We start from the raw sequence: 20,811 nt of genomic DNA, 5'->3' as shown, positions 1-20,811 counted from the left end.
GCCGGCGGAACGCTTCCGCGCTTTCGTCGCGCGGTGCGCGTCGTTTGTGCGCTTTAGATAAGGGGCCGGATCCTACGGCCTGACGTACCGATACGCGAACGCCGTCGCGCGGGCCATTGCCGCGCGACGGCGTTCGTTTGTCCGCGCCCGCTCGCCCGACGGACGAGCGCCGCGCGCAGGGTCCGCTCAGCCGAGGAAATGCCGCGCGTAGCGCGCGTTGATGTCGGACAGTCGGAACAGCGTCAGGAAATCCGCGCAGTTGAAGTCGGGATCCCATGCGGGCGCGCCGCAGATCTTCGCGCCGAGGCGCAGGTAGCCCTTGATCAGCGGCGGCGGCGCGACGACGGTGCCCGTCTGCAGCTCGTCGACGGGCAGCGGCGTGTGCGGGAACGCGCGATATTCCGTTGCGGTCAGCGCGCTGGCCGGCAGCGACTGGTAGAGATTCGCCGCGTAGTGACCGCCGTCGGCCATCGACACACTCGCGCAGCCGAGCATCGTCTCGTAGCCGTTCTGCATCATGTACGCGCCGAGACCGCCCCACAGCGCCATGATCACGGCGCCGCTGCGGTAGTCGCTGTGCACGCACGAGCGGCCGACCTCGACCATCTTGCCGCGCAGGTGGGTGAGACGCGACAGATCGAACTCGCCCTCCGCGTACAGGCGGCCGACACGGGCCGCCTCGTGCGGCGGCAGCACGCGATACGTGCCGACGACCTTCAGCGTGTCGAGATCGCGCACCAGCAGATGGTCGCAGTACGCGTCGAACGGGTCGACATCGAGACCGGCGGGCCCGCTGACCTGCGCGCCCATTTCTTCGGCGAACACGCTGTAGCGCAGGCGCTGGGCTTCGCGCAGTTCGTCTTCCGTGCGCGCCCACGCGGCGCGCAGGCGGTACTCCGATGTGACGGTTTCAGCAGCGCGCGGCAGATGGCGCCGCGTCGAATCGAGGGGAAGCGAGGCAAAAGGGAGCGTAGGCGTCGGCAGTTCTCGCATTAGGCTTTCCTGGTCGTAAGGAAGAGGACGACATGCCCGCCAATGTAGTAACCAGCCATGACCGTTATGTGGCACGACCGTGTCCGTTCAATGACGTGTCGCCGAATTGACTTTAGCAGAAAGCTTGCAGAACCGTATGATCTAACCCTTCAAACGAGTTCCGGCGACAGCACCGCGCGCAAGATCGCCTGACGGTCGCCGCCTCGCGAGCGGCTGGCGATCCAGACGATTCCGCCCTTCTTGATGCTCCAGCTGTCGTCGCTGTCGGCGATCAGCCGCGCCGCGACGCTGCCGAGCGTCGGCTGGTGGCCGACGATCATGACGGTCGGCGCGATGCCGTCCGGCCAGCCGGCCGCGGCGAGCACGTCGTCGACGCTCGCGTCGGGCGCGAGCGCGTCGACGGTCCGGTACTGGTCGGTTAGCGCCTCGACGGTTTGCACGGTGCGCGCAGCCGGGCTCGCGAGGATCACGCTATTCGTCTCGAGCCGGCCGCGCAGCCAGCGCGCCATCGTCTGCGCGTCCTTGCGGCCGCGTGTGGTGAGCTGCCGCGCGAGGTCGTTCGCGGCGTAATCTTCGGCTTCGGCGTGGCGCCATAGGATCAGGTTCATCATCGTTGCGCTCCTTCGATCGGTGGTGCCGTTGTGCGGGAATCGCGCATCATGCGGTCCTGCCGGTACTTTAGCGCCTGTACGGGATTCCATCGCGACGACGGCCGTTTGCACGATTTGATTGACCCGCTGCGTCGTTCGACGATAGAATCGCCGATTCGTCGGAGCGTAGCGCAGCCTGGTAGCGCATCTGATTTGGGATCAGAGGGTCGAAGGTTCGAATCCTTTCGCTCCGACCAAAGGAATCAAGGGGTTACATGCAAAAGCGTGTAACCCCTTTTTCTTTGTCTGGCGTGAGTGTGCGCCATTCACTTCGCCACGACGTCGCGCGCCATGCGTCCGATCAGCGAAACGAGGCCGGCACGAACGATCGTCGCGAGAAGCCGCCGCGGCCCCAGAACCGCGAAGCCCGCCAGCACCACCGCGATCGCCGCGCCGGTCGATCCGCCGAGGCTCGGCAACCGCATCAAGGCATGCCGTGCACCGCTGCCGCCGGAAATCTGCCCCGTCATTCCGACGACGTGGTTCGACGCGGACAGTTCAGCCCGCGTCGCCGCCATCCGCGCGAGCAGCGCACGTCGCTGCGATTCCGGCGCATCGGCCGACGCTCGTGCCTTCATCCCAGACTCTCCCTGATAGCCCGAACGTCGCGCTGCAATTCCTCTCTCAGTATCGACAAGGTGCCGCGTCGCGCGCTGACGCGCACGGTGATGAAGGAACCGATGGACGCGAATATCCAGAAAGCGGCGACGGCCCACGCAGTCTCGGTCAGGTACGGCGTCCTTACTGCGGCGACGATCGCCGCCATGCACGCGAATGCGAGGCCGAACGTCGCGCTTGTATGTTCAGTACTGACCAGTACGGTAAAGTCTGGTGGTAGCCAGACGAGACCGTGCAGTTTGCCGCGCGCTTGGGTGTTGGAGCCCGTGACTGAGTACAAAACGCACGGTTGCCGTGCTGGTCTTCCTGAAGCCCGAACGGTTACGCGCGCCATTTACATCGAGTGCGCATGTACAAGCATGGGATCCGAAGATCATGTCTGCTCCTTGTGCCGTAACGGTCGGCATTGACGTCGCAAAAGCTCACGTCGATGTTTCCGTACTGGGTGCCAATCTGGACATCCGTCGATTCAACAACGATGCCGAGGGCCACTCGGCCCTGGCTGTTGCCCTTCAGCCGCTGAACGTGCAGTTGGTCGTGATGGAGGCGACCGGTGGCTGCGAGACCGAGCTGGCGTGCGCCTTGCAAGGTGCGGAGCCTATCCGAACTTTTGTGTGTGAGGCATAAACTGATGGCCAAGGAGCCACTTTATGCCACGCAAACGCAAGGAAGAAGTGACGATTGAACCGGGCAAGGGATTGAACCTGGACCCGGAACTCATCAAGCAACTGGTGCCCGGGACGCTGGATCGGGCGACGATCAACGAGCAATTCGCGGCCCTGAAGAAGGCGATATTCGAGCGCGCGCTGGGCGGCGAACTGACCCACCACCTGGGCTACGAGAAGGGCGAAGCCAAGCCGGCGGGCCGCACGAACCATCGCAACGGCACCAGCCGCAAGCGCATCGCAACCGACAATGACCTGCTCGACGTCGAGATTCCGCGCGACCGCGAAGGCACCTTTGATCCGGTACTGATCGCCAAGGGCGAGCGACGCTTCACAGGCTTCGACGACAAGATCATCGCGATGTATGCCCGCGGCATGAGCGTGCGGGAGATTCAGGGCTTCCTGCTGGACATGTATGGCATCGAGGTGTCGCCGGACTTCATCAGCACGGTGACTGATGCCGTGATCGACGAAGTGCGCGAATGGCAGCAGCGACCGCTCGAGCCGATGTACCCGGTCGTGTTCTTCGACGCCTTGCGAGTCAAGATCCGCGACGAAGGCGTGGTGCGCAACAAGGCGATCTACCTGGCGCTGGGCGTGCGCCGCGACGGCACACGTGACGTGCTCGGCCTTTGGATCGAGCAGACCGAGGGCGCCAAGTTCTGGCTGCGGGTGGTGAACGACCTGAAGCTGCGCGGCGTGCAGGACATTCTGATCGCCGTGGTCGACGGCCTGAAGGGCTTCCCGGAAGCGATCAACACGGTGTTCCCGGAAACGACGGTCCAGACCTGCATCGTGCATCTGATCCGGAACTCGCTGGACTTCGCCAGTTGGAAGGACCGGAAATCGGTCGCGGCGGCGCTCAAAGAAGTCTATCGGGCACCGTCGGCCGAAGCGGCCGCCGTGGCGCTGGACGCGTTCGATACGAGCCCGTGGGGTACGAAATACCCACCGATTGCCGCGCTCTGGCGCCGGGCCTGGGATCAGGTGATTCCGTTCTACGCCTTCGCGCCTGACATCCGGAAAATTATATATACGACCAACGCGATCGAGTCGCTGCACATGCAGCTTCGAAAGATCATCAAGGCGCGCGGCCACTTCCCGTCGGACGAGGCCGCGCTCAAACTGATCTGGCTGGCGCTGCGCAACGTCGTGGCCAAGTGGACCGGCTCTCGGCACGATTGGAAGAGCGCGATGACCCAGTTCGCGCTGCTTTACCCGGAACGATTCAACATTGGAATCTGAATCTCAACCCGCCTCACACACGAAATTCCGGATACCTCCAAGGTGCGGGTTTGCCGGTCGCTGTCGTCAACCCTCGGCAAGCACGCGATTTTGCCCGCTCGATGGGACGTCTGGCCAAAACCGACGCCATCGACGCACGTATGCTTGCCGAACTGGCTTCCGTGCTACTGCGTCGGGACGATCTGTCCCGCTTGCTACGTCCCGTTCCCGACGAGCGGCAGCAGTGGCTGGCTGCACTGGTGACCCCGCGGCGCCAACTACTCACCATGCTCCTTTCGGAGCGACAGCGGCTCCAGATCACGCCGGTTGGTCTGCATCCAAGTCTGCTGGCTATCATTGCCGCCATCCAGGCACAACTCGATGACATCGACGCTCAGATGGTCGCTCATGTACGCCAGCACTTCGGTGAACTCGACCGCCTGTTGCAGCCCACACATGGAATTGGCCCGGTATCCAGCGCCTGCCTGATCGCAGAACTGCCCGAATTGGGCCGGCTCAATCGCCGTCAGATTGCAGCCCTCGTTGGCGTCGCTCCCATTGCTTGCGATTCCGGCTTACGTAATGGGCGACGACGGGTTCAAGGTGGCCGCTTCGCGATCCGTCGCGTGCTGTACATGGCTACATTGACTGCAACACGCTACAACCCCGCCATCAGAGCTTTCTATCAACGCCTGGAGGCCGCCGGCAAACTGTCCAAGGTCGCGCTTGTTGCCTGCATGCGCAAGCTCCTAACCATGCTCAATGCCATGGTCAAAGCCAACACGCCTTGGGACGATTCACTTCATCGGGCTTGACTCGGAAGACGGTTACTCAGTCCGACGACCGCATAAAGGACCATGTCGCGCAAGAACGACTTCCTCGCGACTTCCAGCTCGATCGCTGCGAGCGTGGCGTAGTCAACCAGACGCGCCGCGGAGAAGTGGGCGCTGTTCTGCCATCGTCTGACTCTCGAAAACAAACCCATGACGAGCTCCCCTGAAGACTCCCGCATGCGCCTGCCGCTTCTCTACGGACGATCAGCGCTTCGACCACAACGTGCCGATCAGGAAGCCCACTGCGGCCACCGCCGCCAGCGTCGCGAGCGGGTTGCGCGATGTGACGTCGCGCAGCTGTTCGAGCGCTTCGCCGTAGGTTTCCTGCACGCCGCCGATCACCTGGCGAGCCACTCCGTCCAACTGCATATCGGCGCTGCCCGTGACGTCGCCTACCGCCTCCTGCGCCTTGCCCGCCAGTTTTTGCACCGTGCCCGTCGTCTTTTCGAACATGATCGACCTCCTGGTTTATTTAGGATAACCGGATACATGGACGCCATCGGCTCGTTCCATTGCGAGAGCCAATCGCCATCCCGTATCGCAGTGTAAAGACGTCGGGCTCGCTGCATCATGTTCAAATGCGCCAGCCCAGATAGTGCATTTGCACGATCGCCGCCCGCTCTGCGGAATCCGCTGCGGTCAGTGACGAGGTAGAAGGAGGTGAGGCGGCGCAACTGGGGCCGCAATTTTCCGGGCAGTTCGGGCTGCGGCCCGCGGAGCCGCTGCCCGAAACACTACATCCGCTGCATCATCGGCAAATCGAGCCGATGTACAGCGTCTGTCACTTCGCCTGTTCGGCCGTGTTCGTAATGGCCTTACCGCCGGCCGATACATCCTGCCCGGCACCAGCGATCGTATTGCAGCCCGTCAACACAACGGTCAGAGCCAACACCATCATTGCGATCTTTGCCATTTTCCTCTCCATGTCAGTGTGATTTGCAGTCGCACTTCGTCCACCTGCTTCACCTTCCTTCCACGGCATGACGATGCGTCGCTGCCGACGCCTGGACGTAACGTGCCCGTCAGCCGATCTGGCGCCGGCGCCGCATGGCAGCCGCGACACGAAACATCGCCATGCCACCGTCGAGACACGTACGTTCGCTGTCCTCCTCGGACGTACGCGCGACGCGGAAGGCCGCGTTATTTATAGCACATCGGCCTAACACCAATATTTGAACAATAATTCTCGAAATTATTTAATTTATGAAGCGAGACTCCATTCTCTCCGCAATCAGACGTCAATCCGCCTGTATTTGCCATACCGAATCGCGGCAGCGTGTTCGGCACAGACCGATCGTGCGCGTCCGATATTGAATGTCAACGCAAGCTCATTGACACGCGACTCTGGTACAAGCGCGACGTCGGCGAAACGCTTGCTGCCGGACGATACGACCGCGCCGGCCGGGACTCCGCGTCTGAATGACACAAGACTCCACCAGTCGAATTTCGGCTTGTGCCATATGGCTACCTAGTGCATTTGCAGGTGTTTCACCGAAGCGAGGCCATGTATATTCAATCAGCTTTCATCTAAATATGGGTTATTTCAACAACCCGATTCAAGGAGAGCTGCGCATGGCAAAGATAGCCAAGAGTCGATCCGATACACGTTCCAATAAGAACAACGAGAACAGCGATAGCCATTTCGGAACGGGAGACGAATTGCATCAGACGGCCGGCGGCAAACATCCCCCTCTGACTTCCAATCAGGGCGTTCCGGTCTCGGATAATCAGAACTCCCTTCGCGCCACCCCGCGCGGTCCGACATTGCTCGAGGACTTCATCCTCCGCGAAAAGATCACGCATTTCGACCACGAGCGGATTCCCGAACGCATCGTGCATGCGCGCGGCTCGGCGGCCCACGGCTACTTCGAGCTGACGCGCTCGCTAAGCCGCTACACCACCGCCAAGCTATTTACCGAAACCGACCGGAAGACGCCGGTATTCACGCGCTTCTCCACCGTCGCAGGCGGTGCGGGCTCGATCGATACGCCTCGCGACGTACGCGGTTTCGCGGTCAAGTTTTATACGACGGAAGGCAACTTCGATCTCGTCGGAAACAACATCCCCGTGTTCTTCATCCAGGACGCGATGAAGTTCCCCGACCTCGTTCACGCGGTCAAAATGGAACCGGACCGAGGCTTTCCGCAGGCAGCGAGCGCGCACGATACGTTCTGGGACTTCATCTCGCTGACGCCCGAGTCGATGCACATGATCATGTGGGCGATGTCGGATCGCGCGATCCCGCGCTCGCTTCGCATGATCGAAGGATTCGGCATCCACAGCTTCCGACTGATCAACGCCAAAGGGGAGTCGACGTTCGTGAAGTTCCATTGGCGCCCGAAGCTCGGACTGCAATCGACCGTGTGGGACGAGGCCGTGAAAATCGCCGGCGCCGATCCGGATTTCCATCGGCGCGACTTGTTCGAGGCGATCCAGCGCGGCGATTACCCGGAATGGGAGCTCGCGGTGCAGTTGTTCACCGAAGAAGAGGCCGCCAAATTCCCGTTCGACCATCTCGATCCGACCAAGCTGATTCCGGAAGAACTGGTGCCGCTGACCGTCATCGGGCGCATGGTGCTGGACCGCTGGCCGGACAACTTCTTCGCCGAGACCGAACAGGTCGCGTTCTGCCCGGCTAACATCGTGCCCGGCATCGACTTCAGCAACGATCCACTGCTACAGGGGCGGCTCTTTTCCTACCTCGACACTCAATTGTCGCGGCTTGGCTCGCCGAACTTCCATCAGATCCCGATCAACGCGCCGAAGTGCCCGTTCGCGAACCTGCAGCGGGACGGTCACATGCAGGTCCACGTGCCCAAGGGCCGCGTGAACTACGAGCCGAGTTCGCTGATGCCCGACAGTCCGCGCGAAACGCCGCACGGCTTTCGCAGTTTCCCGCAGCAGGCGGACGATGGGGCCAAGGGCCGCGTGCGCGCGGAAAGCTTCGCCGACCACTATAGCCAGGCCCGGTTGTTCTACCGCAGCCAGACTGCGCCGGAGCAAGCGCATCTCGCTTCGGCGCTGGTGTTCGAACTGTCGAAGGTCGAGACCGAGCACGTACGCACGGCCGTGGTGGGCCACCTTCGGCATATCGACGAGAGCCTCGCGAAACGGGTCGCCGCCGGACTGGGATTGGACGCACTGCCGCCTGCACCGCCTGCCGCCGTGGAGCCGATCGATATGCCGCCGTCGCCCGCGCTGCAACTGATCGGCAAGATGAAGCCCACGCTGCAGGGCCGCTGCGTCGGCATACTGATCGACGACGGAACCGACGCCGCGACGCTGGGCGCGCTGCGCAAGGCAGTCGAAGCGGCTGGCGCGGCGGTCAAGATCGTCGCCCCGAAGGTGGGCGGCGCCAAGCTCAGCGACGGTCGTCGAATCGCCGCGGACGGACAACTCGCCGGCACGCCGTCGGTAGTGTTTGACGCCGTGGCGGTGCTGCTGTCCGCCGCTGCGGGCGAGCAACTGGCGAAAGAGGCGGCAGCCGTCGACTGGGTGCGCGACGCATACGGCCACCTCAAGGCGATCGCCAGCGACGAAGGCGGACAGGCGCTTTTGAACGCCGGCAGCATAGTCGAGGACGCGGGCGTGGTGGCGGCAAGCGACACGCGAGCATTTCTCGAAGCGGCCGCCACGCGTCAATGGGATCGCGAGCCGAAGCTTCGGCTGCTGGCGTGATGTCGATGCCGAGGCTTCTTCGGGGGCCTCGGCGTTTGAATCAGATAAAGGGGCTCGTATGGCGGAAACGATATTCGACGCACTGCGCGAAAGTCACGAAATCCAGCGCTCAATGATGCGCCGCTTGTTACGGTCGCAGCCCGGTGAAGTGCGCAGCGCGCTGTTCGAACAGTTGCGCATCGAGCTCGGTGCGCATGAAGCGGCCGAGGAACGCTTCCTGTATGTGCCGATGCTGATGGACGATCGCGGCCTCCACCCCTCCCGCGATGCGCTCGCGGATCATCACCGGATGGACGAAATCGTCGACGAGTTGCGCGGCCGCGATTCGGGTTCGCGCGGGTGGCTCGCGACGCTCAGGAAACTGTCTGCCGAATTGCACGATCATCTGAAAGAAGAGGAAAAGATATTCTTCCAGATCTCGGGAAAGATTCTGCGGGCATCCGAGAAGACGGCGCTCGCGAAGCACTACCGGAACGACTACCTTCGCATGCATGCGACGCTCGCTGATGCGTAGCGGTCGCGCGGTTTTGTCGTGGCGTGGGATGAATGACAACCCTATTCGTTGACGCTGACCGCTCGCATGCACACCTTCCATTACAGCCGATGTTTGTGCCACGCAAACGGTCGAATCGCCGCCAACCTGGCCGACGCCGACGACGTGGCACATGAACGGATCCGCTCCAAGATGCGCGAACGGTATCGCACGCTTCTCTGCGATTTGGGGCACGGGATCATCGGATCAGACATCCGTCGACGAGGCGAGCTTCCGCAATCTGATGCGACGGCGGGTCGCGCTGACCGATGCGCTCAGCAGGCCTAGCGCAGCATCGCAGCACGGGCATGCGGAATGCGGCTGCCATTCGTGCTGGCGTATGTGATTTTCGCTAAACACCTGCGCGGCAGAGCTCGCGCATGAAACTTCCTTATAAGGCGTATTGACGATGAAGATCCTTTCGATTGCAGCAACGAGTGTCATTCTGATGGCCGCATCCTTTTCTGCACAGGCAGCGGGATGTTTGAAAGGCGCGGCAGTCGGCGGCGTCGCAGGCCACGTCGCAGGTCATCACGGTGCGGTAGGCGCGGCGGCAGGCTGCGCCATCGGCCATCATCAGGCAGCGAAAAAGGCCAAGGCAGCAAGCGCGGCGGCGGCATCGGGGCAGTGACAGCGCACAGTCGGGATGTTCGTAGCCGCTGTGACGCAAAACTCGAGCGGTCACAGGAATTCCTTCTCGGCGCCACCCGCACCGAACTCGGGCTTCTTTACGCAATAGAAGCCAGATGGCGAAATTAGACCCAGCACGCGTGCCGCACCGGGCACGCGCGCAATTCCCGCCTTCACTCGAACAGCTTCATCGCCGTCGCGAGCGTATTCACGACACCCCACGCAAGCGGAATCAGCACATATAACCAGAACACCGCGAGCAACGCCTTGTTGGTCGGCCGAGCGGCAGCAACGGTCTCGTTCATGTTTCGTGTCTCCTCGTTTTACTTGCCGGCGTCGAGCTGCGCGTCGGTCATGTGATGGCGTTCGTTCACGCGCGTGACGAACAGGTTGCAGATAAAGCCGATCACGAGCAGCGATGCCATGATGTGCACCGTCATCGTGTATGCGTCGGCCTTCACGACGCCGTGCGCGACTTCATATGCGCGGATGTAGTTGACGAGCACGGGCCCCGCGATGCCGGCGGCGGCCCACGCGGTCAGCAGCCGGCCGTGAATGCCGCCGACGTACGCCGTGCCGAACATGTCGGCGAGATACGCGGGCACGGTCGAAAAACCGCCGCCGTACATCGACAGGATCAGACAGAACGCGAGCACGAACAGCGCGATCTGACCGGACGACGCGAACAGCGGCGCGCAGAAATACAGCACCGCACCGAACGCGAAGAAGATGAAGTACGTGTTCTTGCGTCCGACCCAATCGGATGCCGACGCCCACACGAAGCGCCCGCCCATGTTGAACAGCGACAGCAGCCCGACGAAGCCGGCGGCGGCCGCCGCGCTCACGGCGCCCTTGAAACTCTCCTGAATCATCACCGATGCCTGCCCGATGATGCCGATCCCGGCCGTCACGTTCAGGAACAGCACGAGCCAGATCAGGTAGAACTGCGGCGTCTTCAGCGCTTCGTCGATGTGCACGTGATTCGACGTGATCATCTTGTGCTTCGTCACGGCAGGCGGCGTCCAGCCTGCCGGCTTCCAGCCGGCGGCCGGCACGCGGATCGCGAGCGCGCCGATCGACATCGAGATGAAGTACGCGATGCCGAGCACGACGAACGTCTCGGCCACGCCGACGCTCGTCGCGGTCTTGAAGTGATTCATCAGCGCGACCGACATCGGCGCGGCGATCATCGCACCGCCGCCGAAGCCCATGATCGCCATCCCGGTCGCCATCCCGCGGCGGTCGGGAAACCAGCGGATCAGCGTCGACACCGGCGACACGTAGCCGAGCCCGAGCCCGATGCCGCCCACTACGCCGTAGCCGAGGTACAGCAGCATGATCTGGTGCAGCTTCACGCCGAGCGCGGAAATCAGGAAGCCGCCGCCGAAGCAGCAGGCGGCGGTAAACATCGTGCGGCGCGGGCCGACGCGTTCGAGCCACTTGCCGGCGAATGCCGCGGACAGTCCGAGGAAGAAGATCGCGAGCGAGAAGATCCAGCCGAGCGTGGTCAGCGACCAATCGTCAGGCGCGGATTCCGTGATGCCGATGACTTTCGTGAGCGGGCCGTTGAAGACCGAGAACGCATAGGCCTGCCCGATGCACAGATGGACGGCCAGCGCGGCGGGCGGCACCATCCAGCGCGAAAACCCCGGCTGCGCGATGGTCGCTTCCTTCGAAAAAAACGGCGCGGCGCCCGCACGGGCGCCTGGATCGATAACGCTGCTCATCAGTGGTGTCTCCTGTGGGGATCGCGACGCGATCCGTTTTGTATGTCGGCGTTTCGACCCGGTGCCCCGGCCGCCGCACGAGCGCCGCTTATATGCAATTGGCGCTCATATGCAATGGGATGCGGGGTCGCTCCGCCGGCCGCTTTGGTATCGGCTTTCGAGAAATTAGTTCATATGAACAGCATGTTCAATATGTTATTTTTTCTCCTATTTCGCCGGCGCCGACAGCGCAGCGGGCGCGGACGCACCCCATGCGCGCAGGCTGGGGTGGCGCGGGCGGCCCACGCGGCGTGACGGACGCGCGATAAGCGTGATCGATGCCGCCCGCTAAATTACGAAATGCTTTCCGTCCCGTGCGTCGTCATCGACGCGAAGCGGACGTCGAAAGCCGACGTCGATCTTCTCCGTCGTCGGCACCATATCGCGCGCGGCGGACAAAGAAAGCGTTGCGCCCGGCACGGCAGCGAAAGTCCGCGCATTGCGTCCGCCACCCTCTTGGCCACGGCTCATCGCACGTCGACAACCGGGCTCGGCATTGATGCCGTCACCGATGCTCGTCGATGACCAACCGACGACGCGAACACACGCACTCGCCTGCGCATCGAACAACGGCAACGCCGACACGCAGGCGTCATGCCGATCGCTTTCGATCGCAACCGGCCATCGCCCTCATGCTGCTGCACCGCGTCAGAGCGCATCGCTTGCGCGATCGCAGCCATCAGGCTTCCTTACCACACGCGTGCCGCGACGACGGTACGCGTGCACGCCGCGCGCGAGAGCCGCCCCGTTCGATGAACCAGAACACAATGTTCTCGATACGTGTGCTACGCACCGCACGGCGAATCGCATAAGCTAACGTCAGTCGCCGGTAAGGTTCCGATCCGGCGACGCATCGGGCACCGGTTTCGCGCCCTGCGCGTCCGGACCGCGTCAACCTCGCGCCGACACGGAGATGCCTCGCCTCGCACGCATAACGGGCCGGCGCGAGCCACTCCCGACCCTCCACCCACCCTGAACTGGAGAAAACCATGGCAAGCGAACCGATTCGCGACCCCGCGAACGATCACCTGCTCACCCCGCAGAATGCGGCGTTCATCGTCATCGATTACCAACCGGTCCAGGTCAATTCGATCGCATCGATGGATCGACAACTGCTGATTAACAATATCGTCGGCGCATCGAAGGCAGCAATCGCGTACAAGCTGCCGATCATTCACTCGACCGTCAACGTGAAGACCGGTCTGAACAAGCCGCCGATCCCGCAACTGCGCGCGGCGCTCGAAGGTATCCCGACGTACGACCGTACGAGCATCAATTCGTGGGAAGACGTCGAGTTCCGCAAGGCCGTCGAAGCCACCGGCCGCAAGAAACTGATCATGACCGCGCTGTGGACCGAAGCGTGCCTGACCTTCCCGGCGCTCGACGCACTGAAGGAGGGCTACGAAGTGTACGTGGTCGTAGACGCGGTTGGCGGCACGTCGGTCGCCGCACACGAGGCCGCGCTGCGCCGCATCGAACAGGCAGGCGGCAAGATGATCAGCGTCGCGCAATTGTTCTGCGAACTGCAGCGCGACTGGGCTCGCAGCGAAACGGTGCCGGCGTTCATGAACCTGTTCATCGAAACCGGCGGCACGGCCGGCATCCAGTTCTCGTACGACAAGAGCTGACAGGCGACAGCCTCGGCCGTCCCACGCGGTTGCGCGTCCGCACGTCGGCCGCAACCGCATATCGCACCCGGCGATGCACCGGCGACCCGCGCCTGCCGTCGTCGTTTTCCTTCCGTCCGATCACGAGTAGTTCATGGCCGATTACCTGTTGTTCGCGGGCCGCTTCTTCATCGCGCTGATGTTTGTACTGAGCGGAATCAACAAATTCCTGTTTTTCAACCACGGTCTCGATGAAGTGCGTGCGAAGAACCTGCCGTTCCCGCGTCTCGCGCTCGCGAGCACGATCGTCGTGCAGCTCGTGTGCGGCTTCGCGATCATGATCGGCTTCCATACCGCCGTCGCGTCCGCGCTGCTCGCCGTCTTCACGCTCGCGACCGCTGTCGTGTTCTACGACTTCTGGAACCAGCGCGGCACGCAGCGCACGCTGATGCTGACGGGCTTTCTCGAACACATCAGCATCATCGGCGGCTTCATGGTGCTGATCGCCGCCGGTCCCGGCCGTCTGGCCGCCCATCTCTGAGCGCGTGCCGATTCCCGCGGCCGCACCGGTGCCATCGAGGACAACACCATGAGCCATCTTCACATCGTCGCCGTGCTGTACGCGAAGCCGGGCCAGGAAGCACGCCTGCGCACGCGGCTCGCCGAGCTGGTCGCACCGTCGCGGCAGGAGCCCGGCAATCTGCGCTACGAGCTGCTGCTCGACGAAGCCGATCCGCGCCGCCTCGTTTTGGTGGAACGCTGGGAAACCGCCGACGCGCATGCACGGCATCACAACGAGGGACCGCACATCCAGGCGTTTCAGGCGCGCGACTGGGATGCCGTCGAACACGTCGACGTGTACCGGCTGAGCCAGATCGCGTGACGTCGCGCGCGCCCCGCGCACCACGCAAACAACGATGCCGCCGCGCAGGCCGCACGCGCACCGCGGCGCCATCGATCGTTCACCACCGTATCGCCGCCGCACCGCTGCGCGATGCGGCGAAGGTCATCGGAACCGACCTGCCACGCAACCGGGCGCATTCGATCCGGACAGTACGGAATCGGTGCATACGCATGCTTCCGATTCGCGTCCGACGACCCTCACAACGCAACATGACATCCTTGAACATGGACGATATCCAGGCCTTCCTGTTCGCAGTCGAGCGGCAGAGCATCACCGACTCCGCGCGTCGGCTCGGCCTGTCCAAATCCGTCGTCAGCAAACGCATCAGCGATCTCGAACGCACGCTCGGCGTTCAGTTGCTGATGCGCTCCACACGCAACGTCATACCGACCGAAGCCGGTCGAGCCTTCTATCAGGTCGCATCGCAAGCGATGCGGCAGCTCGTCGACGTGTCCGAAGCGATCGCCGAACGCGCGCACGGCGTATGCGGCGAACTGCGCGTGACGGCGCCGGTGAGCCTCACGCGCCGCTGGCTCGGTTCAGCGATCGCCGCATTCGCGGCCTCGCATCCGCCGCTGCGCGTCACGCTCGAGACCGACGACCGGATCGTCAATCTCGACGTCGAGCGGTTCGACGTCGCGATCCGCTCCGCGCGCCTGCCGGACAGCGCACTGATCGCGCGCCGCATCGGGTCGTGCGAGCGCGTGATCGTCTGCAGCCCGGAATACATCGCGAAGCACGGCGAGCCGAAATCGATCGACCAGTTGCTCAAGCATCGCTGCCTGAACTACAGCACGGCTGCCCCGTCCGCGACGTGGTCGTTCGCCGCACCGGACGGCCACGGCAAGCCGCGCGCGATCAATCCGACGAGCGCATTCCTGTCGAACAACGGCGAAACGCTGTGCGACGCCGCGATCCACGGCGTCGGCATCGCGCTGCTGCCGCGCTACATCGTCGACGACGCGCTGCGCGACGGACGCCTCGCGCGCGTGCTCGCCGATGCGTCACCGCAGGACGAGATCGTCTACGCGGTCTACGCGCGCAGTCCGTTTGTCAGCAACAAGCTGAAGCTGTTCATCGAGCACGTGCGCGTCGCGTTGCTCGATCCGCTGCGACCGCCACACGGGCGCGATGCGCGGCGTGCCAACATGCTGTCCGAAGATCCTGCGTAACGATCATGGCCGGCGCTCCGCAACCGCTGTCGTCGAATCGTCCCGAGTCGCGCTTCGCACGCGCGCTCGGCGGGATGATGCGCGAATTCTGGCGCATGGATGGCGCGCGACTGATTCACGTCGCGAAGACGGTGCTCGCCGCGGTACTCGCGCTTGGCGTATCGATGCGTATCGAACTCGCATCGCCGCGCACCGCACTCGTGACCGTCGTCATTCTGATGATGCACCAGCACAGCGGCATGGTGATGGCGCGCGGCTTCTATCGCGGCGTCGGCATGCTGGTCGGCAATCTCGCAGCGCTCGTGCTGATCGGCGCGTTTCCGCAGGAGCGCGTGCTGTTCCTGTCCGCGCTGGTGCTGTGGATCGGCTGCTGCACGTGGGGCGCCGCATACTTCCGCAACTATCAGTCGTACGGATTCGTGCTGGCCGGCTACGCGACCTGCATCGCGGCGATTCCGTCGATCGACCGGCCGTACGATATCATCGCGAACGTCGTCACCGGGCTGAGCGAGGTGTCGATCGGCATCGTGTCGGCCGGCCTCGTCAGCGCGCTGCTCCTGCCGCGCCACGTGCGTGCGGTGCTGCTGAAAACCGGCGAAGACCACTACGCGGATTTCGTCGGCTTCGTACGCGTCGCGCTGATGCAGCGCGTACCGGACGACGAGCGCAACCGCCGCTATCTGCGGCTGATCGCGGCACGTGCACAACTCGAGAACCTGCGAAGCGCGGCCGTGTTCGAAGATCCCGACCTGCGCGCGCGCAACGACATCATGACGCGCCTCGCCGGCGAATTCCTCGACGCCAGCGCGCGCTTTCATGCGCTGCACCAGTACCGCGACCGGATCGCGCGCGCGGGCGACGCACGCACCGCACGGTTCCTCGACGCGCTGGGCGAATCGGCCGCGCGCGTGCTGCCGCCCGACGATCCGGCGCGGCCGTTCGAGCTGCGTGCTGTCGAACAGGTTGCCGATGCGCTCGGCCGCGAGCTCGCCACGCTTCCGGACGATGCGACGCTCGAGCGCACGCTTCCCGATCCGGTAGTCGCGCGCGACGCGATCACGGGCCTGTTCCTGCTGCGGCAGGCGCTCGGCAGCCTGCATGCGTATCTGACCGATTTCATCGCACTGCGCCGGCACCCGGATGCGCCGGCCGCGCCGCAGCCCGACAGCGTACGCCCGGCGCGAATCGCGACCACGGCGAACCGGATGGTGTCGGCCGCCGCTGGCTTGCGCGCGGCGCTCGCGGTCTCCGCCGTGTCGCTGTTCTGGATCGTGTCCGGCTGGACCGGCGCAGCCGGCGCAGTCGTCTCCGCGACGATCGCGAGCGCACTCTACTCCATCATGCCGGCACCCGCGGCCGCGACGCGTCAGGTCGCGCTCGGCTGTACCGCCGCGTGGCTCGCGAGCCTGACGTTCGATTTCGCACTGATGCCGCGCCTCGACGGCTTCGCGCCGCTCGCCGCGGCGCTCGCGCTGTTCGTCGCGCTCGGCTCGTATCTGAACTCGTTTCCGAAGACTGCCGCGTTCGGGCTCGGCTTCAGCATCTATTTCTGCTTCCTGACCAACATCATGAATCCGGGCGTCTATGCGCCGACGGCGACGCTCGATGCGGGCTTCTCGTCGATCCTCGGGATCGTCGCCGCGTCGCTCGCGTATTCGCTCGTCGCGCCGTATGCGGGCGACTGGGCGACTACGCGCTATCTGCGGGGATTGCGGCGCCTGGTGTCCGACGATGCGTGCTTCGGCGCACTGACGGGCCTGATGCCGCGCTTCGATGCCGGCGTGCGCGACTTCATGCTGCAAATCGCTGCACGACCGGCAACCGGGCGGCTCGGCCAGCACGAACTGTTCGCGTGGACGTTCGCGTCGCTCGAAATCGGCCGCAGCATCGTCGATCTGCGCATCGCGAGCGCTGCCGCGCCGTCGCCGCCGCCTGCGTGGCCCGCGCACGAACGCGCGCTGTGCGCGTCGATTTCCCGACTGTTCGCGCAACCGTCGACCGATGCGCTGCGCGCGGCCGAGCAGGCGGCGGTCGATGCGCTCGCGGCACTCGGTCGCGACGCGGCGCCCCGCCTGCGCCACTGCGTGAATTTCCTGCTGGTTTCGCTGCGATGCAACCTGATCCCGCTGCCGATGCAGCCCGACGCGCGATGAGCTGCGCGACCGATTCCGAACGTAACGCAACGGCGCTCGTACCGCACGCGCGTATGACGCGCGCCGTACGCGCCTTACGCGCCGCCGCCTCGCTCGGGGCGCTGGTGCTCGCGGCGTGCGCGACGCCGGGCGATCGCGCACCGCGCGCGACGCGCGTCGATCCCGCAACGGTCGCGAGCGGCCTTGCGACGTCGGCGTCGGGCACCGCGTGGCCGCGCGACGGCTGGTGGCGCGCGTGGCGCGACCCGCAGCTCGACACGCTCGTCGCGGACGCGATCGCCGGCAACCCCGCGATTCGCGTCGCGCAAGCGCGTGCGGACCGCTTCGTCGAACTCGCGCGAATCGCCGGTGCGACGCGCTACCCGTCCGCGGCGGTCGACGCGGACTTCTCTCGCGCGCGCTTCGCGCGCTATGCGAGCCCGAGCCCGCCGGGCGGCAACACGGTCTGGAACAATTCGGTCGGCGCCGATCTGCGCTATGCGCTCGATCTGTGGGGCAAGCATCGCTCAGAACACGAAGGCGCGCTCGCCGACGTGCAAGCGGCCGCCGCGGACGCGCGCGCGGCGCGCCTGATGCTCGAGACCGCGGTCGTGCGCACGTACATCGTATTCGCGAAGACGTTCGATCACCGCGACGTCGCGCTCGCGACGCTGAAGCGCCAGCAGGACATCGTCGGCATCGTCGAGCGACGCGCGCGGGCGGGGCTCGCGAGCCGTTTCGAGCTGACGCAGGCGAGCACGCCGATCGCCGCGACGCGCGCGCAGATCGAGGCGCTCGATCGGCAGATCGCCGTGCTGCGCAACGAGCTTGCCGTGCTCGCCGGCCGCGGGCCGGGCGCCGGCGCGCCGCTCGCGCGGCCGGCGCTGCGGCTCGACGTACCGGTCGCGCTGCCGGCGAACCTGCCGGCCGAGCTCGTGGGCCATCGGCCGGACGTCGTCGCCGCACGCTGGCGCATCGAATCGATGTCGAGCGCGATGCGCGCAGCGAAAGCCGACTTCTATCCGAACATCGACCTGATCGCGAGTGCGGGTCTCGCCTCCGCCGCGTTCGGCGGCTTCTTCACGCTCGTGAACAACGACGCGATGACGCACCGCTTCGGCGCGGCCATTTCGCTGCCGATCTTCGACGGCGGGCGCCGGCAGGGCCGCTATGGCGCCGCCGTCGCCGATTACGACGTGGCGGTCGAAACCTACAACCAGGCGGTGCTCGGCGCGTTTCGCGACGTCGCTAACCACATCGAGTCGCTGCAGTCGCTCGCGCGACAGCAGGCCGACGTCCAAGCGTCGGCCGACACCGCGCGACGCGCGGTCGACTATGCGATGCAAGGCTATCGCGCGGGTCTGACCGATTACCTGACCGTGCTATCGACGGAAACCGAACGGTTGCAGGCGCAACAAAGCCTGGCGGACGTGCGCGCCGCACGGCTCGATGCATGGGCGCAGCTGATGGCGGCACTCGGCGGCGGCGTCGAGCCACCTACCGCACCGGCCGCCACCGCACCAGAAGGAGCTTCCGATGTTCGCTGAAATTCCGTTCGTGTCGCTGCTCGTTCCCGGCCTGCTGCCGGCCTTTGTGTCGTGCGCGATCGCGTTCCGGATCGTCGATCGCCTGCTCGCGCGCGCGGGCCTGTACCGGCGCGTGTGGCATCCGGCGCTGTTTCGTGTATCCGCGTTCGTGTGCCTGTTCTGCGGCGTCGCGCTGCTGTTCGCGCGCTGAGCACCCTATTTACGTATCGAGTCGACATGCGTTCCCAAACCTGCTTTCGCGTCGCGGCGACCCTGCTGCTGTTCGTCGCCGCCATCCTGCTCGCCCACGCGCTGTGGAACCGCTACATGTATGCACCGTGGACCCGCGACGGCCGCGTGCGCGCCAAGGTCGTCAATATCGCGCCGGACGTATCGGGCATCGTGACCGACGTGCTGGTCGCGGACAATCAGGCGGTCCGCCGCGGCGACGTGCTGTTTCGCATCGATTCCGAACGCTTTCGCTATGCGCTCGCGCAAGCGGACGCGCAGGTCGAGCTGCGCAAGGCCGAACTCGACATGCGCAGGCAACAGGCGTCGCGCCGCGCGCTGCTCGACAGCGCGGTCGTGTCCGCCGAAGTGCGCGAGGACGCAGGTTCGGCGGCGAAGCAGGCGCTCGCGAACTATCAGGCGGCACGGGCCGCGCGCGACGTCGCGCGGCTCAATCTCGCACGCAGCGAAGTGCGCGCGCCGGTCGACGGCTATATCACGAACCTGAACCTGTATGCAGGCGACTATGCGAGCGCGGGCGTCGCGCGGCTCGCGCTGATCGACGCGCATTCGTACTGGGTCTACGGCTATTTCGAGGAAACCAAGCTGCCGCAGGTGCGCGTGGGCGATCCGGCCGAGATCCGGCTGCTGGGGGATGGCCCACCGCTGACCGGCCACGTCGAAAGCATCGCGCGCGGCATCAGCGATCGCGACAACCCGGCCGGCGCGACGCTGCTCGCCGATGTCAATCCGGTCTTCACGTGGGTGCGTCTCGCGCAGCGCGTGCCGGTGCGCATTCGTCTCGACGACGTTCCGGCCGCGCAGTTTCTCGCGGCGGGGACGACCTGCACGGTCACGCTGCGCCCGGCGCCGCCCGAGCGCGGACCGGGCCGCCGCATCGACGCGCGCTGAAGCGTGAAGCGAAGAGCGCGTTCGCGCACATCGTTCGAGATCGGGAAACACCGTGTTCTCGAGTGCACGCCTTCCGGCACGCGCGGATACGCTCTTACACTTGGTATACGTCGGCCGGATCGTGCAGGCGCGCGGTCGCTGCGTCGCAGGACGAGCGAAGCGCGCGAGCACGGCCGCCGCGCCGCACATTCGACAACGGGAGGCAACGAATGGCAACGAGCAACGCGTATCTGTCCCGATTTCGTTGCGGACCCAACGATTCCGGTCGAATGCCGTCGGCGGTGCGGGCTTCGCCTCGCGCCGACGACTGCCGCGCAGCGGGCGGCAGCCGCTCATGCTGAGCGCAGCGTCCTGCAGGGTCGCGCCGCGCGCGATCGCATCGCCGTCGCGCAGCGAAGTCCACGTGACGATTCTCGAATATTCGACGGAAAGCCTGCTCGTGCGCTGGGTCGAAAGCGGCCGTCGTCATTACGGCGAGCAGAAATGGCGGCGCGCGGTCGCGAAGCGCGCGGGCCGCTGCGCGTATTCGGGCCGCGCGATCGACGAAGGCGATGCGGTGTACCGCCCGACCGGCCGTCCTCGACCGGGCAATCATCTTGCGATGATCGCAGCGGACGTGCTCGACGCGGCGTTCGGCTGATGCGGCGCGATGTGCGGCCGCGTGCGGATGCGACAGTCCGTTCTGCAGCCTGCGGCTAATCGCGCGCGGCGATCGTCTATATCGTATTCATCATCGCGTGT

22 protein-coding genes, 1 tRNA gene and 2 pseudogenes are annotated in these 20,811 nt (G+C 64.9%); 17 read left to right on the top strand and 8 right to left on the bottom strand.

Going from position 1 to position 20,811, the window contains the following annotated elements:
• Positions 1–186: 186 nt before the first annotated feature.
• Complete coding sequence (locus NP80_RS19455) at positions 187–993, bottom strand: GNAT family N-acetyltransferase (RefSeq protein ID WP_006401003.1); 807 nt, start codon at positions 991–993, stop codon at positions 187–189.
• A 149-nt stretch (positions 994–1,142) separates the two neighbouring features.
• Entirely contained in the window at positions 1,143–1,604 is a 462-nt protein-coding gene (locus tag NP80_RS19450; RefSeq protein WP_006401004.1) for a SixA phosphatase family protein, read from the bottom strand.
• A gap of 159 nt (positions 1,605–1,763) precedes the next feature.
• Between NP80_RS19450 and NP80_RS19445 the strand changes: the two genes are divergently transcribed.
• Positions 1,764–1,840, top strand: a tRNA-Pro gene (locus tag NP80_RS19445).
• Positions 1,841–1,909: 69 nt separating this feature from the next.
• On the opposite strand, the gene NP80_RS19440 is transcribed toward NP80_RS19445, so the two are convergent.
• On the bottom strand, positions 1,910–2,359 hold the full coding sequence (locus tag NP80_RS19440) for a hypothetical protein (RefSeq protein WP_226823118.1): 450 nt from the start codon (positions 2,357–2,359) through the stop codon (positions 1,910–1,912).
• 277 nt (positions 2,360–2,636) lie between these two features.
• Between NP80_RS19440 and NP80_RS30990 the strand changes: the two are divergent.
• From NP80_RS30990 to NP80_RS30020, 3 genes and pseudogenes are all read left to right on the top strand, one after another.
• A pseudogene (locus NP80_RS30990) lies at positions 2,637–2,855 on the top strand (IS110 family transposase); the annotation flags it as partial.
• A 56-nt stretch (positions 2,856–2,911) separates the two neighbouring features.
• Positions 2,912–4,171 (top strand): IS256 family transposase, encoded by a 1,260-nt coding sequence (locus tag NP80_RS19425; RefSeq protein ID WP_006409018.1) that lies wholly within the window; start codon positions 2,912–2,914, stop codon positions 4,169–4,171.
• Positions 4,172–4,206: 35 nt separating this feature from the next.
• A pseudogene (locus tag NP80_RS30020) lies at positions 4,207–4,965 on the top strand (IS110-like element ISBcen8 family transposase); the annotation flags it as partial.
• A gap of 222 nt (positions 4,966–5,187) precedes the next feature.
• Here NP80_RS30020 and NP80_RS19410 read toward each other — a convergent pair.
• Together NP80_RS19410 and NP80_RS19405 are read right to left on the bottom strand one after the other, a co-directional pair.
• Positions 5,188–5,436 carry a CsbD family protein gene (locus NP80_RS19410; RefSeq protein WP_006401010.1) on the bottom strand — a complete coding sequence of 83 codons (249 nt, stop codon included), beginning with the start codon at positions 5,434–5,436 and terminating at the stop codon, positions 5,188–5,190.
• 328 nt (positions 5,437–5,764) lie between these two features.
• Positions 5,765–5,896: an entericidin A/B family lipoprotein gene (locus NP80_RS19405; protein WP_035948185.1), complete on the bottom strand. Its 132-nt coding sequence runs from the start codon at positions 5,894–5,896 to the stop codon at positions 5,765–5,767.
• A 659-nt stretch (positions 5,897–6,555) separates the two neighbouring features.
• Between NP80_RS19405 and NP80_RS19400 the strand changes: the two genes are divergently transcribed.
• From NP80_RS19400 to NP80_RS30010, 4 genes are all read left to right on the top strand, one after another.
• Positions 6,556–8,661, top strand: coding sequence for a catalase (locus NP80_RS19400; protein ID WP_035948187.1), 2,106 nt, complete (start codon positions 6,556–6,558; stop codon positions 8,659–8,661).
• Between the two features lie 58 nt (positions 8,662–8,719).
• Positions 8,720–9,175: a hemerythrin domain-containing protein gene (locus NP80_RS19395; RefSeq protein WP_006405076.1), complete on the top strand. Its 456-nt coding sequence runs from the start codon at positions 8,720–8,722 to the stop codon at positions 9,173–9,175.
• 66 nt (positions 9,176–9,241) lie between these two features.
• A complete protein-coding gene (locus tag NP80_RS30015; RefSeq protein ID WP_100085603.1) occupies positions 9,242–9,481 on the top strand; it encodes a putative zinc-binding metallopeptidase in 240 nt (79 codons plus the stop codon).
• Positions 9,482–9,602: 121 nt separating this feature from the next.
• Positions 9,603–9,824 carry a hypothetical protein gene (locus NP80_RS30010; RefSeq protein ID WP_006401015.1) on the top strand — a complete coding sequence of 74 codons (222 nt, stop codon included), beginning with the start codon at positions 9,603–9,605 and terminating at the stop codon, positions 9,822–9,824.
• A gap of 172 nt (positions 9,825–9,996) precedes the next feature.
• Here NP80_RS30010 and NP80_RS19390 read toward each other — a convergent pair whose 3' ends face one another.
• The 3 genes from NP80_RS19390 to NP80_RS30980 all read right to left on the bottom strand — a co-directional run bounded on the left by NP80_RS19390 (position 9,997) and on the right by NP80_RS30980 (position 12,159).
• Positions 9,997–10,128 carry an MFS transporter small subunit gene (locus NP80_RS19390; RefSeq protein WP_006401017.1) on the bottom strand — a complete coding sequence of 44 codons (132 nt, stop codon included), beginning with the start codon at positions 10,126–10,128 and terminating at the stop codon, positions 9,997–9,999.
• Positions 10,129–10,146: 18 nt separating this feature from the next.
• A complete protein-coding gene (locus tag NP80_RS19385) occupies positions 10,147–11,550 on the bottom strand; it encodes an L-lactate MFS transporter (protein ID WP_006405079.1) in 1,404 nt (467 codons plus the stop codon).
• Positions 11,551–11,877: 327 nt separating this feature from the next.
• Positions 11,878–12,159, bottom strand: coding sequence for a hypothetical protein (locus NP80_RS30980; protein WP_140401373.1), 282 nt, complete (start codon positions 12,157–12,159; stop codon positions 11,878–11,880).
• Between the two features lie 419 nt (positions 12,160–12,578).
• Here NP80_RS30980 and NP80_RS19380 point away from each other — a divergent pair, with 419 nt between their 5' ends.
• The 9 genes from NP80_RS19380 (at position 12,579) to NP80_RS19340 (ending at position 20,710) form a co-directional block, all read left to right on the top strand.
• On the top strand, positions 12,579–13,217 hold the full coding sequence (locus NP80_RS19380; RefSeq protein ID WP_006401021.1) for a hydrolase: 639 nt from the start codon (positions 12,579–12,581) through the stop codon (positions 13,215–13,217).
• Between the two features lie 133 nt (positions 13,218–13,350).
• Positions 13,351–13,737: a DoxX family protein gene (locus tag NP80_RS19375; protein ID WP_006401022.1), complete on the top strand. Its 387-nt coding sequence runs from the start codon at positions 13,351–13,353 to the stop codon at positions 13,735–13,737.
• 48 nt (positions 13,738–13,785) lie between these two features.
• Positions 13,786–14,079 carry a putative quinol monooxygenase gene (locus NP80_RS19370; protein ID WP_006401023.1) on the top strand — a complete coding sequence of 98 codons (294 nt, stop codon included), beginning with the start codon at positions 13,786–13,788 and terminating at the stop codon, positions 14,077–14,079.
• Between the two features lie 239 nt (positions 14,080–14,318).
• Entirely contained in the window at positions 14,319–15,272 is a 954-nt protein-coding gene (locus NP80_RS19365) for a LysR family transcriptional regulator (RefSeq protein WP_006405081.1), read from the top strand.
• 5 nt (positions 15,273–15,277) lie between these two features.
• The gene (locus NP80_RS19360) at positions 15,278–17,425 is read left to right on the top strand and encodes an FUSC family protein (protein WP_006405082.1); all 2,148 of its coding nucleotides are present in this window, start codon (positions 15,278–15,280) and stop codon (positions 17,423–17,425) included.
• Between the two features lie 53 nt (positions 17,426–17,478).
• A complete protein-coding gene (locus tag NP80_RS19355) occupies positions 17,479–18,951 on the top strand; it encodes an efflux transporter outer membrane subunit (RefSeq protein WP_045594342.1) in 1,473 nt (490 codons plus the stop codon).
• Positions 18,941–19,141, top strand: a complete 201-nt coding sequence (locus NP80_RS19350) for a DUF1656 domain-containing protein (RefSeq protein ID WP_006401027.1) — start codon at positions 18,941–18,943, stop codon at positions 19,139–19,141. Before NP80_RS19355 ends, NP80_RS19350 begins: the two co-directional genes overlap by 11 nt.
• A 26-nt stretch (positions 19,142–19,167) precedes the next feature.
• Positions 19,168–20,070 (top strand): efflux RND transporter periplasmic adaptor subunit, encoded by a 903-nt coding sequence (locus tag NP80_RS19345; protein WP_006405084.1) that lies wholly within the window; start codon positions 19,168–19,170, stop codon positions 20,068–20,070.
• 334 nt (positions 20,071–20,404) lie between these two features.
• Positions 20,405–20,710 carry a DUF3331 domain-containing protein gene (locus tag NP80_RS19340; RefSeq protein WP_006405085.1) on the top strand — a complete coding sequence of 102 codons (306 nt, stop codon included), beginning with the start codon at positions 20,405–20,407 and terminating at the stop codon, positions 20,708–20,710.
• Positions 20,711–20,811: the final 101 nt, after the last annotated feature.

Source organism: Burkholderia multivorans ATCC BAA-247, assembly GCF_000959525.1.
GTDB lineage: Bacteria > Pseudomonadota > Gammaproteobacteria > Burkholderiales > Burkholderiaceae > Burkholderia > Burkholderia multivorans.
Note: the sequence above shows the minus strand (reverse complement) of the source record. Positions and strands in the feature narration are given on the sequence as shown.

Excerpts from the sequence above, each read along its gene's own strand:
- NP80_RS19405 (WP_035948185.1), bottom strand. The coding sequence starts at position 5,896 with ATGGCAAAGATCGCAATGATGGTGTTGGCTCTGACCGTTGTGTTGACG.
- NP80_RS19345 (WP_006405084.1), top strand. The coding sequence starts at position 19,168 with ATGCGTTCCCAAACCTGCTTTCGCGTCGCGGCGACCCTGCTGCTGTTC.
- NP80_RS19395 (WP_006405076.1), top strand. The coding sequence starts at position 8,720 with ATGGCGGAAACGATATTCGACGCACTGCGCGAAAGTCACGAAATCCAG.
- NP80_RS19375 (WP_006401022.1), top strand. The coding sequence starts at position 13,351 with ATGGCCGATTACCTGTTGTTCGCGGGCCGCTTCTTCATCGCGCTGATG.
- NP80_RS19390 (WP_006401017.1), bottom strand. The coding sequence starts at position 10,128 with ATGAACGAGACCGTTGCTGCCGCTCGGCCGACCAACAAGGCGTTGCTC.
- NP80_RS19380 (WP_006401021.1), top strand. The coding sequence starts at position 12,579 with ATGGCAAGCGAACCGATTCGCGACCCCGCGAACGATCACCTGCTCACC.
- NP80_RS19410 (WP_006401010.1), bottom strand. The coding sequence starts at position 5,436 with ATGTTCGAAAAGACGACGGGCACGGTGCAAAAACTGGCGGGCAAGGCG.
- NP80_RS19355 (WP_045594342.1), top strand. The coding sequence starts at position 17,479 with ATGACGCGCGCCGTACGCGCCTTACGCGCCGCCGCCTCGCTCGGGGCG.
- NP80_RS19400 (WP_035948187.1), top strand. The coding sequence starts at position 6,556 with ATGGCAAAGATAGCCAAGAGTCGATCCGATACACGTTCCAATAAGAAC.
- NP80_RS19340 (WP_006405085.1), top strand. The coding sequence starts at position 20,405 with ATGCTGAGCGCAGCGTCCTGCAGGGTCGCGCCGCGCGCGATCGCATCG.
- NP80_RS19455 (WP_006401003.1), bottom strand. The coding sequence starts at position 993 with ATGCGAGAACTGCCGACGCCTACGCTCCCTTTTGCCTCGCTTCCCCTC.
- NP80_RS30010 (WP_006401015.1), top strand. The coding sequence starts at position 9,603 with ATGAAGATCCTTTCGATTGCAGCAACGAGTGTCATTCTGATGGCCGCA.
- NP80_RS19425 (WP_006409018.1), top strand. The coding sequence starts at position 2,912 with ATGCCACGCAAACGCAAGGAAGAAGTGACGATTGAACCGGGCAAGGGA.
- NP80_RS19370 (WP_006401023.1), top strand. The coding sequence starts at position 13,786 with ATGAGCCATCTTCACATCGTCGCCGTGCTGTACGCGAAGCCGGGCCAG.
- NP80_RS19350 (WP_006401027.1), top strand. The coding sequence starts at position 18,941 with ATGTTCGCTGAAATTCCGTTCGTGTCGCTGCTCGTTCCCGGCCTGCTG.
- NP80_RS19450 (WP_006401004.1), bottom strand. The coding sequence starts at position 1,604 with ATGATGAACCTGATCCTATGGCGCCACGCCGAAGCCGAAGATTACGCC.
- NP80_RS19360 (WP_006405082.1), top strand. The coding sequence starts at position 15,278 with ATGGCCGGCGCTCCGCAACCGCTGTCGTCGAATCGTCCCGAGTCGCGC.
- NP80_RS30015 (WP_100085603.1), top strand. The coding sequence starts at position 9,242 with ATGCACACCTTCCATTACAGCCGATGTTTGTGCCACGCAAACGGTCGA.
- NP80_RS19385 (WP_006405079.1), bottom strand. The coding sequence starts at position 11,550 with ATGAGCAGCGTTATCGATCCAGGCGCCCGTGCGGGCGCCGCGCCGTTT.